The organism is Leeuwenhoekiella aequorea, from assembly GCF_004104375.1.
Lineage (GTDB): Bacteria > Bacteroidota > Bacteroidia > Flavobacteriales > Flavobacteriaceae > Leeuwenhoekiella > Leeuwenhoekiella aequorea.
This window is the reverse complement of sequence record NZ_QOVM01000001.1, coordinates 645,775-662,345: the sequence shown is the minus strand read 5'-3', so window position 1 is coordinate 662,345 and position 16,571 is coordinate 645,775. Positions and strand designations below refer to the sequence as shown.

Below are 16,571 nucleotides of genomic sequence, written 5' to 3'. Positions count from 1 at the left end.
CTTAAGTAGCAAAAGTACTTATTATAGTAAGTATTTTAAAAGAACCGAGGAATTAAATAAAACTGATATTTGGCGATTGCAATTACTTTAGATAACCTTATTCTAGAGGTAAGCTTCTTAAAAAAAAGCTACTTTATTGCATAAACTCTTTAATAGGTTTATTTTTATACTTCATTAACACTTAGAATTATGAGAAAATTAGTTTTAATACTTGCTGTAGGACTTATGACAATAGGCTTGCAAGCTCAAGAAGAAGCTAAAGAGAAGAAAGCTGAGATTGCTTTTGAATCAGATGTTATTGATTATGGTGATGTTGCCCATGGCGCAGACGGCACACGTGAATTTAAATTTACGAATACTGGTAATGCTCCTCTGGTAATATCTAAAGCATACTCAACATGTGGTTGTACTGTACCAAGTCCTCCAACAGATCCTATTGCTCCTGGAGAAAGCAATGTTATTAAAGTAAAATACGATACAAATCGTGCTCCAGGCCCGATACGTAAAACAATAACTGTGTATACAAATGCATCTGCAGAGCCTTATACTTTAAAAATAAAAGGGAATCTTTTACCTGCGGTAAATTAATTCAGAAAATATATAAGTAAAAAAGCGGTCTTAACGACCGCTTTTTTTTTGCTCAATCTTTAAGTATCTTCTTTAAGGTGAATTTATAATCATAAGCTATACCTCCTCTTAGAATTTCTAATTTTAAAACCTCTCCTTCATCACGATAAAAATAACGTGTGATATCCTGTAATTTTAAGTTCCGTACTTTCTTACCATTTATTTTTATCAATTTATCTCCTACTCTTAACCCTGCTTTTGATCCTGGTGATTCTTCGCGAATTGCTGCTACTTCATAATTAGGTGACAATTTAAATTGTTTAAACTCAACAGTATTTGTAGCTAGAAATATACTTTCATAACCTCCAGATTGTTGATCACCACTAAATTCTTCTACAATTTTACGATCATATTCTGCTATAATATCAGAACCATTATGCTGAATAACTAAGCCACTGCGATCATACTTAAAAGGCTCATCAAAAAACTTATTCTTTTTTAAAAGCATCTTTTTTGAGTTATAATCAATCACAACTGTAAATCGCTTTAAAACTTCAGAGCCTAAGCTACCATTTCGGAAATGGAGTCTATTTATATAGTTAATTGAGTTCGAATCGGGGTAGGCTACATTTACTTTTTCTAAAGAAAAATCTCCAAGATCAAGTCGGTCAAGTTTAGACCGTACACCAGTAACTTCTCCATTAAAACCTAAACCAAGATTATTTTTAAAAGAATTATCTGGTATTGTTATGCCCTTATGACTTTTTTCAAATAACCAGAGCGCATCACCGCTACCGGTATCTACGAGCAACTTTGCTAAAAACGAATTTTTACCAATTTGCATTTGTAATAATGCATAAGGTTTGCTACTATGAAACTCTAAAGGTATGGTAACGCAAGACCGGCAATTGCGTCTTTTATAGTCCGCTTTATTATAAAGATTAATATACTCTCGGGCATAATTTATTTCTACGATAAAATCTTTGAATAATGCGTAACCAATTATCCCGTTAACAGGAAAACCTAGTCTAGAAGAAAAGTTACGCTCGTTGTCTGATAAATGAACAATGGTCTGATTAATAGCAGAAGTGGTGCCTATATTTATAATATTGTGGGTAGATTTAATTGCTTCAGCATCCTCGCCCGCTCCTGCTCCGGTTAAAACAACTTTTGTTTCATTGTTTAGCTTTAAATTTGAATTCGCATTAAACAGAATGGTCGAGCGTACACCCGTATCTAATAACATAGAAAGCTCAACGCCATTTATGTGCACAGGAATCACGATCAGGTTATTTACAATTTTTACTTTAATTTTTTCTTTAGATACATTCTTAGGCAAAAGAAATCTTCCCTGCGCAAAAGCACAGTTTAATGACAATAAAGCAGTAAATAAATATATTAACTGAGCATATCTCATAAAAAAGAGGTAATTACTCTCAATTTAATACTTTTACGCCATATTTTATAAACAATTCACTTAAATTATTTTCTCATTAATAATTTGCAAATTTACAGATCTAAAAACAAAGGATTTTTATGCCGAAGATTTCACACAAAGGACAGTCAATGCCTGAATCACCTATACGTAAACTTGTGCCATTTGCAGAAGCTGCAGAAGCTAGAGGGATTTCTATACACCAATTAAATATTGGACAACCTGATATTAAAACTCCTCAGGCCGCTCTTAACGCTGTTAAAGATGCAGACATTGAGGTGCTATCTTATAGTCACTCTGCAGGTTTTTTAAGTTACCGAGAAAAGTTAGCCGCATATTATGGAAAACAGGGAATAGACATAACTGCTTCAGATATTATTATATCTACAGGTGGGTCTGAAGCTTTAATGTTTGCTATGGGAAGCGTTACAGATCCGGGTGATGAAGTGATAATACCAGAACCTTTTTATGCAAATTACAATGGTTTTGCTACAGCATCTGGAGTAACTGTAAAACCCGTGATCTCTTCATTTGAAAGTGGATTTGCATTACCTCCGATTTCAGAATTTGAAAAACAAATAACAGCTAAAACTAAAGCTATTGTTATTTGCAACCCAGGTAATCCCACCGGTTATTTATACAGCCAAGAAGAATTAGATCAACTTTCAGAATTAGTAAAAAAGCACGATCTCTTTTTAATTGCAGATGAAGTATATCGAGAATTTGCTTATGATGGTCTTCAACATCGTTCCGTATTAAATCAACGTAGCATCGATGAGCATACCATAATGATAGACTCTGTATCTAAGCGTTTTTCTATGTGTGGAGCACGTATAGGTTGTATTGTAAGTCGTAATAAGAATTTGATGGCAACTGCAATGAAATTTGCTCAGGCACGATTAAGCCCTCCTACACTAGCACAAATAGCTAGTGAAGCTGCCTTAGATACACCTCAGTCCTATTTTGACGAAGTAATTTCTGAATATGTAGATCGCAGAAATACACTTGTTGAAGGTTTGGAAGCTATTCCTGGTGTACGTGTTGCTAAACCTAAAGGAGCGTTCTACTGTATAGTAGAATTACCTGTTAAAAATGCTGATGACTTTGCGCGTTGGCTTTTGGAATCTTTTGAGCATAATAAAAAGACAATAATGGTTGCACCTGCAGCAGGATTTTATTCTACTGAAGGAGAAGGAATTAATCAAGTAAGAATAGCTTACGTATTAAAAAAAGAGGATCTTATCGAAGCTGTATCCTTATTAAAAGAAGCTTTACAACAGTATAAGGATTAATGAATATTGCGCACGACGTTTCTCTAAAAAAATACAACACTTTTGGCATTGATGCTAAAGCCAGTTCTTTTGTATCAGTAAGTACACTAGACGAACTAAAAGAAGCCCTGAGTACAACTACCAAACGTAAATTCGTATTAGGAGGTGGCAGTAATATGCTCATAAAGAATGATATTGAAGCGCTCGTAATTCATATTAACCTTAAAGGTATTGAAGTTGTAAAAGAAGATAAAGATTCTATTTGGCTCGAAGTTGCTGCTGGTGAAAACTGGCACAGTTTTGTTATGCACTGCGTAAATAATAATTATGGCGGTGTAGAAAACTTAGCGCTAATTCCTGGTAATACCGGCACCTCCCCTGTTCAAAACATAGGAGCTTATGGTGTTGAGCTTAAAGATGTTTTTGATTCGTGTTCTACAATTAACCGTAAATCGTTAGAATCGAAAATATTTACGCATTCAGATTGTAAATTCGGTTATCGAGAATCTATTTTCAAAAATGAGGCTAAGGACCTATATGTTATCACATCGGTTACTTTTAAACTCAGTAAAAAAGATCATAATCTCAATACCGGTTATGGGGCTATACAAGAAGTTCTTAAGCAAAAGGAAATAAAAAACCCTACGATTAAAGAAATAGCAGAAGCAGTAATACATATTAGATCTTCAAAGCTGCCAGACCCTAAACTATTAGGAAATAGCGGAAGCTTTTTCAAAAATCCGGTAATTCGTAAAGAGCTTTATGATACACTGCAAAGCAAGTATGCTGGCTTGCCAGTATACCCTCTATCAAATGAAGAAGTAAAAGTTCCTGCAGGATGGCTTATAGAGCAGGCCGGTTTTAAAGGATATCGTATTGAAGATGCGGGCGTGCACGATAAACAAGCTTTAGTTTTAGTAAATTATGGGAATGCTACCGGAGATAATTTGTGGGATTTAGCACTTCAAATCAAAGATGAAGTTTATAAAAAATTCAAAATCAATATTGAGCCTGAAGTGAATATTGTAAAATAAAAAAAGCCGCTTAACTTAAGTTAAGCGGCTTTTTCATAGATGCGAAATTATTATTTCGACATTAATACTTTATTGACTTGATGGATAATTCCGTTAGATGCATCTATATTTCCTAAAACTATTTGAGCTTTTTTACCCTTACCATCTCTTATTACGATCTGATCTCCATCTCTCATAATAGTAAGTTTATCACCTTTTACAGTTGTTAACTCAGCTTTTCCTTTACCTGCGTCAATTGCTTTTCCAAGATCTTCAGACCTCATTTTACCTGCAATTACGTGGTATTGTAAAACACTTACTAACATTTCTTTATTCTCAGGTTTTGTAAGATCGTCTAGCATTCCTTTTTTCAATTCAGAAAATGCGTGATCTGTGGGTGCAAATACGGTGTAATCTCCTTCAGCTAATAACATATCTGAAAGACCTGCTGCGTTAAGTGCAATAACTAAGGTATCAAGATCACGAGAAGCCATTGCTTTTCCAGCAATACTATTAGTTCTTGCTTCTTCTTTCATTTTCTCTTCGTTTGCCTGAGCTTCTTTCATCTCAGCTTCCTTAGCATCACTTTCTGCTTTAGCAGTAGCTTCTTGCTCCTCTAATTGTATTTGCTCCTTTTTCTTATTGTCTTCGCAAGAGCTAAAAGCAACTACAAAGCCCATAAGTAACACGAATACAAAAGGTTTATTAAATTTCATAAATTAATTTTTAATGGTTTGTGAATATCAAATGTATTAATAATTAACATTCAATATATCAAGCGCCTACTAATCTTTAGTTAAATAAATAGGCTTCTTTTTAGTGAATTTAACTAATTAGGATTTCGGAAAATACTTTGGGTCTCTCTTATCTAGGTCGTATCTTTGCAGCATAATTTTAAGCTATGAAATTACTTCTTATAACTCTTGTACTTTTAGGATTAGCCTTCGCAGGGATTGCAATTAAAATCTGGGCAAAGAAAGATGGTAAATTTGCAGGAACATGTGCGAGTCAGAATCCTTTTTTAAATAAAGAGGGTGAAGCTTGTGGTATGTGTGGTAAAATGCCCGAAGAAATGGGAGATTGCGCACCAAAAGCTTCATAAAACGCAATTTTGCTATCTATTCTATTTGAAGAGCTGTTTATAACAATTTTCAGTGGTGTAGTTGTATTAAATTGTTCTTATTACTTATACTTTTCAAAATTTTCATTTAGCAGGACGCCTCGCTTTCAGAATATTAAAAGACACGATGCGGTGTCTATAATTATTTGTGCTAAAAATGAATCTCAACGTTTAGAAAATCTCATTCAGCTTATTAGTCTTCAAAATCTTAATCTGTTTGAGATTATAGTTGTAAACGATAATTCTAATGATAATTCGTTAGAAATTCTTCAACAGCTTGCAATTGAGAATTCACGTTTAAAAGTCATAAATCTAAATGCTGAAACTGGCAAGAAAGCAGGAATTACGAGAGCAATTAATGCATCTTTATATTCAAAAATACTCTTAACTGATGCAGATTGTATTCCAATAAGTACAGACTGGGCAGCTTTAATGATACAAAATCTCATAGATGAGAAACATATTGTACTGGGGTATAGTGGTTATATAAGATATGGTCAATCATTACTTAATAAAATAATACGCTACGAGACTCTGCTAACTGCTACGCAATATTTGGGGTATGCCGTTCACAATAATGCGTATATGGGTGTAGGTCGAAATTTAGCCTACACAAAGGGCATTTTTAAATCCTCAAATGGATTTGATAAGCACGCTCACATACGAGCAGGAGACGATGATTTATTTGTAAATGAAAATGCAACTTCAACCAATATTTCTATTTGCGTAAATCCTGAATCTTTCACCTATTCTGAACCTAAAAAAAAATGGAAAGATTGGTTTATTCAAAAACGCAGGCATACAGATGTTGCGAAATTGTACAAACAAAAACATCAAATACAATTAGCCCTCTTTTATATCACACAATTTTTATTTTTTGCTTTGATTCCTTTTGTTCTATTTAATCAGCAATTTTTGACTTTGGTAGTCGTTTTAATTCTAATACGTACGGTTATTTTCTGGGTAATTTTATCTAAAGCTGCCGCTAAATTAAGAGAAGCAGATCTCATTAAATATTTACCTTTCTTAGAGCCATTTCTAATAATTCTCCAAATGCTTATCTTTATTTCAAATATTATGGTAAAACCCCGACGTTGGAACTAGACCAGAACCTTATAGATCTAAAAATTAGTGAAGCAAAACAAGGTAGCCAGAGTGCCTATAATTATTTGCTCAACTCGCACTGGAACCTGGTTTACTCTTTTCAGCTAAAAAGAACACAAGATGATTTTAAAGCTGAAGAAATTACCATACAAACTTTCTCAAAGGCATTCAACCAATTAAGCACCTACGACAATAAGTATAAGTTTAGCACGTGGTTAGTTACCATATCTAAAAATCTTCATATAGATCTTTTGCGAAAAGAAACTCGAGCCGAAAAGCGACTTCATAAAGAATTTAAACTTAATAGTGTCGTAGATAAAAATCCCACTGCCGAAGATTCTTTAATTACCGAACAAAATTTATCTGAATTATTAGCCCACATCAAAAAATTAAAACCTCATTATCAAGAAGTAATAAATTTACGCTACTTTCAAGAGATGAGTTATAAAGAAATGGCTAACAGTCTCGACGAACCATTAAGCAATGTCAAAGTCAAATTATTAAGAGCGCGCCGCTTACTTTCTGACTTGATTGAAAAAACGCCGTAAATCTCTATGAAAACTTTGCTTAAGCAATTAGGCCCTGGACTCTTATTTGCAGGAGCTGCAATAGGTGTATCACATCTCGTGCAATCTACACGATCGGGAGCCGATTACGGTTTTGGCTTAGTATGGGTTCTAGTTTTAATTCATATTATTAAATACCCATTTTTTCAGTATGGTCCAAGGTATGCCGCCGCTACAGGCACAAGTCTGCTAGAAGGATATCTTAATCTAAACAGAGCTGTACTAATTGCCTACTTTATAATAAATCTGCTCACTATATTTACAATACAAACAGCGGTGACAGTTGTAACCGCTGGGATTGCTAGTTATGTTTTTCCGGTAGATTGGAGTCTTACCACATGGAATGTTGTTATAACTATACTTTGCACCACCTTACTCCTACTAGGCAAATACAATTTTCTGGATAATTTGATGAAGTTTATTGTAATAACGCTTACAATAAGTACATTAATAGCCGTTGGGATCGCAGGGTATGAACCTCATCAAACAATAGATTTTATTCAGGTATTACCTACAGATGCTGCTGGAGTTGCCTTTCTTATTGCATTTATGGGCTGGATGCCGGCTCCATTAGACATCTCAATCTGGCATTCGTTATGGTCATTAGAAAAAGCTAAAGAAGGTAAGCTTACTAGAAAATCTGCAATCTTTGACTTTAACATCGGTTTTCTGGGAACAATAATTGTCGGTACGTGTTTTATTGCATTAGGAGCTTTGGTTATGCATAACACAGGAGTCCAGTTTAGCGCAAGCAGCAGTTCGTTTGCAAAACAACTTATAGATCTTTATACTAGCAGTCTCGGCAACTGGGCGTTTTATATCATAGGCATTGCCGCATTTACAACTATGTTTAGCACCACCCTTACCACACTCGACGCTTCACCACGAGTTATGTCAAAAACCGTAGAATTAATTTTGGGTAAAACAATTAAAGGAAGCTATACTATATGGTTAGCGATTCTAATATTAGGTACTGGATGTATTCTATTTTTACTCACTAGTGAAATGGGAACACTCATTGAAATAGCCACCATACTCTCATTTTTAACCGCTCCATTTTTTGCGATAGCTAATTACTGCGTAATGAATGGTAAAAATGTTCCTCTGGAAGATAGGCCAAGTAAATTTTTAAATGCATTTAGCATATTAAGTATTATACTACTTATAGCCTTTAGCATTTGGTATCTAACTACACTTTAGGTTTTTTAGATATTCGGTCTTCTCGTCTTGTGCGTATGGGTGCGTTTTCAATTACTGTTGAAAGTACAATGTGCGTTTTGGTTTCTCCATATGTGATAAGTTTATCAATGAACTCTTCAAGATGAAATTGATCAAACAACACTACTTCTAACAAGATGTTTTCATTTCCTGTAATGCGATAGCAATTTAAGACTTCGCTAAACTCGTGTACTTTTTCTAAAAAGGGTTTTAACCTACCCATAAATGCACGCAATGTGATTATAGCTTTTAATTGATGTCCAGATTCAAAATGCGAAATTTCTGCTTTGTAACCTATTAATATCCCCGCATCTTCCATTTTACGTATGCGCTCTGCTACAGCCGGCGAAGTTATTCCTACAGCTCTACCCAAAGCACTATTACTTATACGCGCATTTTTCTGCAGTGTTTGAAGAATTTTCCAGTTAGTTGAATCGATATGCATATTTAAATAAATAGGAGTTATTTTCTTTAATATTTAAAGTAAATATAATTTAAAACTTTAAAATCCATATATATTAATCTGTGAATACTGCTAAATTTGAATCACAATTAAGCTATGTCATCAGTACCTAGAAATACACGTTTATATAATCAAGCAATTGAAATACTGCGACTTTCACGCTCAATTTCTAATTATTTGATTTACGATCTCGCTCCCCTAGAATCTAATGGGACAGAAAATCCTTATGTGTATTTTACAGGTGATATCGTACGTCATTCAGACTCGCTGGCTCCAGAAATTATCAAGGCAGAAAGTCAAACTTTTCAAGATGATCGTTTACGACACGCGGCATCTTTAGACCGATTAACTTCTAGTTTATATGCTACTTGCGAGCGCTTGGAACGTGCAGAAAGTAGCGGTAAAGACTTTGTGCGACTTTTACGTTCTGAAGTAAGAAAATTTAGAAAGCTTCAGCACAAGTGGATGATGACACTTTAAACTCTTCCTTTACATTTTCCTTTATAAGCATTTCTTTAAGCACTGATTATTTTGTGCTAAATAATTTATACTTTGTACTTACTATTCAAAATAACAAATTGATTGACCTAAACATTAGCGTATGTCTTTAGAAGACGATTTTAGTTCACAAAACAGTTGTGAAAATTCTGCACTTTATATAAAAGCTACAGAAATTTTAAAACTTTCTAATCGTATAGCCGAGATAGCTGCATCTTATGAAACAGCTGCTACAGATAGTTCAGATCAGGAAATTTTAAGAAGTCAGGCGCTCTACATTAGAGAAGATGCGTCGATTATTCCTTCAAAAATTGCAGGAGCTTTTAACTGCGACCTCTATGATATTAAGATGGAAAAAGCCTGTTTGATTCGAAAATCAGCTCAAGATCTTGCTACACATATGACAGGATTAGAAATGTATGGCTTTAGAGAAACCGAATATTTAGATCTACTACGCAACGAGATTGAAGCATTTAGGATTCTATTTGCAGAATGGGTAAAGACTTTTGACCCTTTTAATTATATCATCGATCGCTGGGGACTTTTCAATCCACCAGGAGTAAATTATAACGACTTAGAAGATGATGATTCTATAGATCCAGATGATTTTAATTTTGAAGACTAAGCTGTAAATTATTAATATTCGTGTCACTTAGAAATACATGCTACTTCTATTCAATACAGAAAAAAAAAACACTTCACAGATTTAAAATCTGTGAGGTGTTTTTTATAATTTATAATTTGATAAGCTCTACATATTTCTTCTATACTGCCCTCCTACTTCAAAAAGAGCATTTGTAATCTGACCCAGCGAGCAAATTTTTGTGGCTTCCATTAACCGCTCAAACATATTTTCATTTTGAATTGCCGCTTCCTGCACAGTTTTTAAAATAGCCTCTGCATCATTCTCATAAGCTTTATGCAAATTAGTGAGGGTTGCAATCTGAGCTTGTTTTTCTTCTTCAGTAGCCCGTATCACCTCCATAGGCTTTACGGTAGGAGAACCTTTACTGCTTAAAAACGTATTCACACCTATGATAGGGAATTCGCCATTGTGCTTTAAGGTTTCATAATACAAACTTTCCTCTTGTATTTTACTACGCTGGTACATCGTTTCCATAGCACCTAAAACACCACCCCGTTCTGTAATACGATCAAATTCTTGTAAAACGGCCTCCTCAACAAGCTCTGTTAACTCTTCAATTATAAAAGCTCCTTGTATTGGATTCTCATTTTTAGTTAAACCTAACTCTTTATTAATTATAAGCTGAATTGCCATTGCTCTGCGTACACTTTCCTCGGTGGGTGTTGTAATTGCCTCATCATATGCATTTGTGTGTAACGAATTACAGTTATCATAAATCGCATACAAAGCCTGAAGCGTTGTACGTATATCATTGAAGTCTATCTCCTGCGCATGTAATGATCTTCCCGATGTTTGAATGTGGTACTTCAACATTTGAGCACGCGGGTTCGCTCCATATTTATATTTTAAAGCTTTTGACCAAATTTTACGGGCCACACGACCTATTACCGCATATTCAGGATCTACGCCATTGCTAAAGAAAAATGAAAGATTGGGACCAAATTTATTGATGTCCATTCCTCTGCTTAGGTAATATTCTACGTACGTAAAGCCATTAGCTAATGTAAATGCCAATTGAGTAATAGGATTTGCACCGGCTTCTGCAATGTGATATCCAGATATCGAAACCGAATAGAAATTACGAATCTCTTTCTCAATAAAATATTCCTGAACATCCCCCATTAAACGCAAAGCAAATTCAGTTGAGAAAATACACGTATTTTGTGCTTGATCTTCTTTAAGTATATCTGCCTGTACAGTTCCGCGTACTTGCTGTATAGTTTCTGCTTTTAATTGTTCGTAAACTGATTTAGGCAGCACCTGATCTCCAGTAACACCTAAAAGCATAAGACCTAAACCATTATTACCTTCTGGAAGTTCGCCTTGATATTTAGGACGATCTAATCCGTTTTTCTGGTAGATATCAGCAATAGTCTTTTCAACCTCTTCTTCAAGACCATTTTCCCGAATGTATTTTTCACAACGCTGATCGATGGCAGCATTCATAAAAAAGCCAAGCAACATGGGAGCAGGACCATTAATGGTCATACTCACAGAAGTCATAGCGTCTGAAAGATCAAAGCCAGAATATAATTTCTTAGCATCATCAAGACAGCAAATTGAAACACCTGCATTTCCTATTTTACCATATATATCTGGTCGATGATCAGGATCATTACCATAAAGTGTCACACTATCAAATGCTGTAGAAAGTCGTTTTGCAGGTAAACCCATACTTACATAATGAAAACGACGGTTAGTACGTTCTGGACCTCCCTCACCGGCAAACATACGTGTAGGATCTTCGCCTGTACGTTTAAAGGGATATAAACCTGCCGTATATGGGAATTCTCCTGGCACATTTTCTTGAAGAACCCAAGTAAGAATATCTCCCCAAGCCTGATACTTTGGTAAAGCTATCTTTGGGATATCAGAATGAGATAAAGATTTTGAATGCGTATCTATTTTTATTTCTCTATCACGCACCTTAAAACTATAGACCGGCTGCTTATATTTACTTACTTTATCTGCCCAGCCTGTAATTACTTCCCAGTTATATGGATCTAGATCCATTTTAACTCTATCAAATTCGGCAAGTAATAATTTTGGTAAGTTGTCTTCTTGTTGACTATCATCAACTATTAAACCTGACTTATCTAACTCTGGAGCCTTTCCGGTAACGGTATCTATCGTTTTAAAAATACCATAAAGTCGCTGAGCAACTTCTGCCTGTTCAATAGCGGTTTTATCGTAGGCTCTATTATTTTCAGCAATTTCAGAAAGGTAACGCGTTCGTGCTGGCGGAATGACAAATATCTTCTCAGACATCTCATCGGTAATTTCAAAACTACTTCTAAGTTCAGTTTCTGTTTTAGCTACCAGCTCATCCATAATCGTTTTGTAAAGCTGGTTCATTCCGGGATCATTGAACTGCGAAGCAATCGTACCAAAAACAGGAAGGTCATCGTGATCTGTTTCCCACAACTGATGGTTACGCACATATTGTTTCTTAACATCGCGTAATGCATCTAAGGCACCTCGCTTATCAAATTTATTTATAGCCACTATATCTGCAAAGTCTAGCATATCTATCTTTTCTAACTGTGTCGCCGCACCAAATTCTGGCGTCATCACATATAAAGAGATAGAACTATGGTCTAAAATTTCGGTATCACTTTGCCCAATACCACTTGTTTCAAGTATTATAAGATCGTAAGCTGCCGCCTTTAAAACCTCTACAGCTTCCTGTACATGTTTTGATAGAGCAAGATTACTTTGTCTGGTAGCTAATGAACGCATATAAACTCGTGGAGAATTAATTGCGTTCATACGAATACGGTCACCTAATAGAGCCCCACCGGTTTTTCTCTTTGAAGGATCTACTGAAATAATACCAATAGTTTTTTCAGGAAAATCTATTAAAAAACGACGTACTAATTCATCTACAAGTGATGATTTACCAGAACCACCTGTTCCTGTTATACCTAAAACCGGGGTTTTAGAATCTTTGTTTTTATCGTGGATTTTGTCTAGTATAGGTTTGGCTACCTCGGGGTAATTCTCTGCAGCAGAAATTACTCGAGCAATTGCAGTATCATTTTGCGCAGCTAAATGATCAAACTCATCACTTAATGCATCACCTAAAGCATAATCAGATTGTTTTACAAGATCGTTAATCATACCCTGTAATCCCATTTCACGACCATCATCTGGAGCATAAATTCGGGTAACCCCGTAATTCATAAGCTCCTCAATCTCCTCTGGCAAAATAACACCGCCACCGCCGCCAAAAATCTTTATGTGTCCAGCTCCTTTTTCGCAAAGCAAATCATACATGTACTTAAAATACTCATTATGTCCACCCTGATAAGAGGTAAGCGCAATTGCATGAGCATCTTCTTGAATTGCTGTATTAACAACCTCTTCAACACTGCGATCATGACCAAGATGAATAACCTCTACTCCAGTAGTTTGTATGATGCGTCGCATAATATTGATAGCTGCATCATGACCATCAAAAAGTGATGCGGCAGTTACAATACGTACTTTATTGACAGGCTTATATGGTGTTATTTGTTTCATTCGTAATATATGGCTTTTAAACTGGCACTAATTTAAATAAATGGTAACAAAAAGCGTTTTATTTTGTGTTATTTATATTATAATTTGATGCTTATTTTTCTAGATTAGCTCTAAGATAGCTTGATGAATTATGCAGAAAATTACACTTTTAATTAATTGCCCCGATCGTAAAGGTATAGTAACAACAATTACACACTATATACTTCAATTAAGCGGAAATATTGTTTACCTCGATCAACACGTCGACAGGCAAGAAAGCGTCTTTTTTATGCGTCTCGAGTGCGAATTTGAAAGTTCAGAGTTTTCTATACCTGAATTTGAAAATCAATTTGCAGCTAAATTTAAGGAAGATTACAAATTGACCTATCAGTTATATGATGCGCTATACAGACCCAATCTCGCATTATTTGTATCTAAGTATGATCATTGTCTTTATGATCTATTGGGCAGATATGCTTCCGGAGAGTTACCTGTAGAAATTCCGTTAATCATCAGTAATCACCGAGATCTTGAAATTGTTGCACAACGATTTAATATTCCATTTAAATATATACCGGTAACTAAAGAGACTAAAAAACAAGCTGAAGCCGAACAAATAAAAAGCATACAAGAACATAACATTGATCTTATTGTTTTAGCCAGATATATGCAGATAATTTCAGATGATTTTGTCGCTAATTTTAAACATCAAATTATCAATATCCACCATTCATTTTTGCCTGCTTTTATAGGTGCAAAACCCTATCACGCGGCATTTGAAAGAGGCGTAAAAATAATAGGAGCAACTAGTCATTATGTTACGGCAGATCTGGACGAAGGCCCTATCATCGAACAAGAAATTGTACGCGTATCTCATGTGCATTCTGTTCAGGATTTTATTCTGAAAGGGAGAGATCTTGAGAAAATTGTTTTAGCCCGTGCAATTAAAGCACACATAGAACATAAAGTCTTAGTATATGGTAATAAAACAGTAATATTCGCCTAGGACTATATTCGTTTACCTGATTCAACGTTACATAACAATGTATTACCGTCTTTCTGGAGCGGGATGTATTTGTTTTAAAATATTAGTAGAAAAACCTAACTTAACCTAATGAAAAAATTAATTGCAGTAATCGCCGTTTTATTCTTAAGTGGATGCGCAGAACTACAGTCTGTAGTAAATAATTTACCCAATCAAGTAGGTGTTGATAATACAACAATTGCAAGTGGGCTGCGTCAAGCTTTGGATTTTGGAATAGATAAACAAGTAACCAAACTCACTCAAGAAGATGGATATTACGGTAACCCTTTGGTTAAAATTTTGCTTCCTGAAGAATTGCAAAAAGTTGATAATACTCTTAGAAGTGTAGGCTTAGGAAGCTTGGCCGACGAGGGTCTTAAAGTTTTGAATCGTGCTGCGGAAGATGCCGTAAGTACCGCAACACCCATTTTTGTTGACGCTGTAAAACAGATTACATTCAATGATGCGAAAAATATATTATTGGGTAGTGACAATTCTGCTACACAATACTTAGAGAATAAAACAAATGCGGCTTTATATGCAAAGTTTAATCCTATCATAGAGCAGTCGTTTAATAAAGTAGGTGCAGATAAGATCTGGAGTAATTTAATTACAAAATACAATGCGCTACCTCTTACAAATGATGTTAACCCAGACTTGACAGATTATGTTACAAATCAAGCGTTAAAAGGGGTTTACACAATGATAGCTGTTGAAGAAAAAGATATACGCACAAATACAGCCGCACGTACTACGACCCTACTTCAAAAAGTATTTGCTTTACAAGATTAATTAATACTTATGGCAAACCCTCTCAAAATTGTCGTTGCAGGACCTATACCTCGAGACACTATCTCCACTTACGAGAATGATATAATAATGCGATACGGTTGTGTAACACATCCTGTAATTGCTCTTTCAAAATTGCTTGACAAGAATGGAGTGGTAATTCCTGTGTCTAATATTCACAAGAAAGATATCGATGGGATAGCTAATGAATTTAAAAAATTCCCGAATGTTGATCTCCAAGGTATAAATAGTAAAAAAGATCGTGGTACTGTCATCCTGCTAGATTTTAAAGATCAAAACAACCGGGAAGAAAAGCAACTGGCTTGTATGAATCCCATACGACCCAAACATATCAAAAAACACTTAGATGCTGCAGCATTTGTATTTGTTCCCATTACAGATTTCGAGATTAGCCTAAGCACACTTAAATATATTAAAAAGCATAGCGAAGCTACAATTATCTTTGATGCACACGGAGCTACTACAGCAATGGATGTGAAAGGGCACAGACACCGTAAATTTTGGGTCGATCAAGATGAATGGCTACCCTATATAGATGTTTTAAAAATGAATCTTGAGGAATCTCAATGTATGTCATTTTCAAACGAGTATGATACCGAAATTCCCTCTATATACGACGATAATGCTACCGCACATTTAGATGAATTGGCTTTACATGTTCTCAAAAAGGGCGTCTCTTACTTTTATGTAACTATGGATTCTCGAGGCTGTATTTTGTTTCAGCTGGAAGATGACCAATTGAAAAAGGACTGGATAGCTTCTATAAAAGTTTCTAAAGTAGTTGACACAACAGGTTGTGGCGACTCCTTTGCAGGCGGTCTGGCGTATGGCTTTGCAAAATATAATGATCCCGTTAAGGCTGGTCAATTTGCAAATATATTAGGAGCCAGACGTACTCAAGGAAAAGACTGGGACGTTTTTAAAACCGCAGAGGAAACAGAAGCAATCAGGGTTGCTAATTATGGTTCATAATACTTTGATATTCTAAATAAATAGATCCACTTGAGTACATTCTGAAAAAAATTCAAAATTTAACATTTAGGTAGGTATTGCATTTTTATATTAAAATAATAGAAATTTGTTAATATTATGCTTTTTAAAAACACATTTTATAATATAAATGTAAGCTTTTAATAATTTCGTAAAATCTTGCCCAAGCCTTATCATCACTGATATCGCTTAATTCTCTTATTACCACTTACAAGCTCCTCAAGTAACGATTAATTACATATTTTTGGCGTTCAAATGCGCTGACTATCTCCCACAACATTTATATGATCTATAACCTAATCATAACGTTTAGGGACCTATTCAGTTTTAAATAATTTTAAACCC

General features: G+C 35.0%; 16 protein-coding genes. 12 read left to right on the top strand and 4 right to left on the bottom strand.

Annotated elements, in window-relative coordinates:
- The first annotated feature begins 189 nt into the window (after positions 1 to 189).
- Positions 190 to 588 carry a DUF1573 domain-containing protein gene (locus tag DSM00_RS02940; RefSeq protein WP_128756518.1) on the top strand — a complete coding sequence of 133 codons (399 nt, stop codon included), beginning with the start codon at positions 190 to 192 and terminating at the stop codon, positions 586 to 588.
- 52 nt (positions 589 to 640) lie between these two features.
- Here the strand turns inward: DSM00_RS02940 and DSM00_RS02935 are convergent, their stop codons facing one another.
- The gene (locus DSM00_RS02935) at positions 641 to 1,984 is read right to left on the bottom strand and encodes a PDZ domain-containing protein (RefSeq protein ID WP_128756517.1); all 1,344 of its coding nucleotides are present in this window, start codon (positions 1,982 to 1,984) and stop codon (positions 641 to 643) included.
- A gap of 119 nt (positions 1,985 to 2,103) precedes the next feature.
- On the opposite strand from DSM00_RS02935, the gene DSM00_RS02930 reads away from it, so the two are divergent.
- Positions 2,104 to 3,294, top strand: a complete 1,191-nt coding sequence (locus DSM00_RS02930) for a pyridoxal phosphate-dependent aminotransferase (protein ID WP_128756516.1) — start codon at positions 2,104 to 2,106, stop codon at positions 3,292 to 3,294.
- A complete protein-coding gene (murB, locus tag DSM00_RS02925) occupies positions 3,294 to 4,307 on the top strand; it encodes a UDP-N-acetylmuramate dehydrogenase (protein ID WP_128756515.1) in 1,014 nt (337 codons plus the stop codon). Before DSM00_RS02930 ends, murB begins: the two co-directional genes overlap by 1 nt.
- 50 nt (positions 4,308 to 4,357) lie before the next feature.
- Here the strand turns inward: murB and DSM00_RS02920 are convergent, their stop codons facing one another.
- Positions 4,358 to 5,002: a fasciclin domain-containing protein gene (locus DSM00_RS02920; protein WP_241652341.1), complete on the bottom strand. Its 645-nt coding sequence runs from the start codon at positions 5,000 to 5,002 to the stop codon at positions 4,358 to 4,360.
- 185 nt (positions 5,003 to 5,187) lie between these two features.
- On the opposite strand from DSM00_RS02920, the gene DSM00_RS02915 reads away from it, so the two are divergent.
- The 4 genes from DSM00_RS02915 to DSM00_RS02900 are packed head-to-tail and all read left to right on the top strand — an operon-like array spanning position 5,188 to position 8,276.
- Positions 5,188 to 5,388: a membrane or secreted protein gene (locus DSM00_RS02915; RefSeq protein WP_128756514.1), complete on the top strand. Its 201-nt coding sequence runs from the start codon at positions 5,188 to 5,190 to the stop codon at positions 5,386 to 5,388.
- 9 nt (positions 5,389 to 5,397) lie between these two features.
- Positions 5,398 to 6,510, top strand: a complete 1,113-nt coding sequence (locus DSM00_RS02910) for a glycosyltransferase (protein WP_164916285.1) — start codon at positions 5,398 to 5,400, stop codon at positions 6,508 to 6,510.
- A complete protein-coding gene (locus DSM00_RS02905; RefSeq protein ID WP_128756512.1) occupies positions 6,501 to 7,058 on the top strand; it encodes an RNA polymerase sigma factor in 558 nt (185 codons plus the stop codon). Before DSM00_RS02910 ends, DSM00_RS02905 begins: the two co-directional genes overlap by 10 nt.
- 6 nt (positions 7,059 to 7,064) lie before the next feature.
- The gene (locus DSM00_RS02900; RefSeq protein WP_128756511.1) at positions 7,065 to 8,276 is read left to right on the top strand and encodes an NRAMP family divalent metal transporter; all 1,212 of its coding nucleotides are present in this window, start codon (positions 7,065 to 7,067) and stop codon (positions 8,274 to 8,276) included.
- On the opposite strand, the gene DSM00_RS02895 is transcribed toward DSM00_RS02900, so the two are convergent.
- A complete protein-coding gene (locus DSM00_RS02895; RefSeq protein ID WP_128756510.1) occupies positions 8,266 to 8,739 on the bottom strand; it encodes an Lrp/AsnC family transcriptional regulator in 474 nt (157 codons plus the stop codon). The genes DSM00_RS02900 and DSM00_RS02895 overlap by 11 nt on opposite strands.
- A 114-nt stretch (positions 8,740 to 8,853) precedes the next feature.
- On the opposite strand from DSM00_RS02895, the gene DSM00_RS02890 reads away from it, so the two are divergent.
- Positions 8,854 to 9,237: a hypothetical protein gene (locus DSM00_RS02890; protein WP_128756509.1), complete on the top strand. Its 384-nt coding sequence runs from the start codon at positions 8,854 to 8,856 to the stop codon at positions 9,235 to 9,237.
- A gap of 121 nt (positions 9,238 to 9,358) precedes the next feature.
- On the top strand, positions 9,359 to 9,880 hold the full coding sequence (locus DSM00_RS02885; protein ID WP_128756508.1) for a hypothetical protein: 522 nt from the start codon (positions 9,359 to 9,361) through the stop codon (positions 9,878 to 9,880).
- A gap of 126 nt (positions 9,881 to 10,006) precedes the next feature.
- On the opposite strand, the gene DSM00_RS02880 is transcribed toward DSM00_RS02885, so the two are convergent.
- Complete coding sequence (locus DSM00_RS02880; RefSeq protein WP_128756507.1) at positions 10,007 to 13,423, bottom strand: methylmalonyl-CoA mutase family protein; 3,417 nt, start codon at positions 13,421 to 13,423, stop codon at positions 10,007 to 10,009.
- A 130-nt stretch (positions 13,424 to 13,553) separates the two neighbouring features.
- Between DSM00_RS02880 and purU the strand changes: the two genes are divergently transcribed.
- From purU to DSM00_RS02865, 3 genes are all read left to right on the top strand, one after another.
- Entirely contained in the window at positions 13,554 to 14,408 is an 855-nt protein-coding gene (gene purU / locus DSM00_RS02875; RefSeq protein WP_128756506.1) for a formyltetrahydrofolate deformylase, read from the top strand.
- 108 nt (positions 14,409 to 14,516) lie between these two features.
- Positions 14,517 to 15,218 carry a DUF4197 domain-containing protein gene (locus DSM00_RS02870; protein WP_128756505.1) on the top strand — a complete coding sequence of 234 codons (702 nt, stop codon included), beginning with the start codon at positions 14,517 to 14,519 and terminating at the stop codon, positions 15,216 to 15,218.
- 9 nt (positions 15,219 to 15,227) lie between these two features.
- Positions 15,228 to 16,208, top strand: a complete 981-nt coding sequence (locus tag DSM00_RS02865) for a carbohydrate kinase family protein (RefSeq protein ID WP_128756504.1) — start codon at positions 15,228 to 15,230, stop codon at positions 16,206 to 16,208.
- The last annotated feature ends 363 nt before the right edge of the window (positions 16,209 to 16,571 follow it).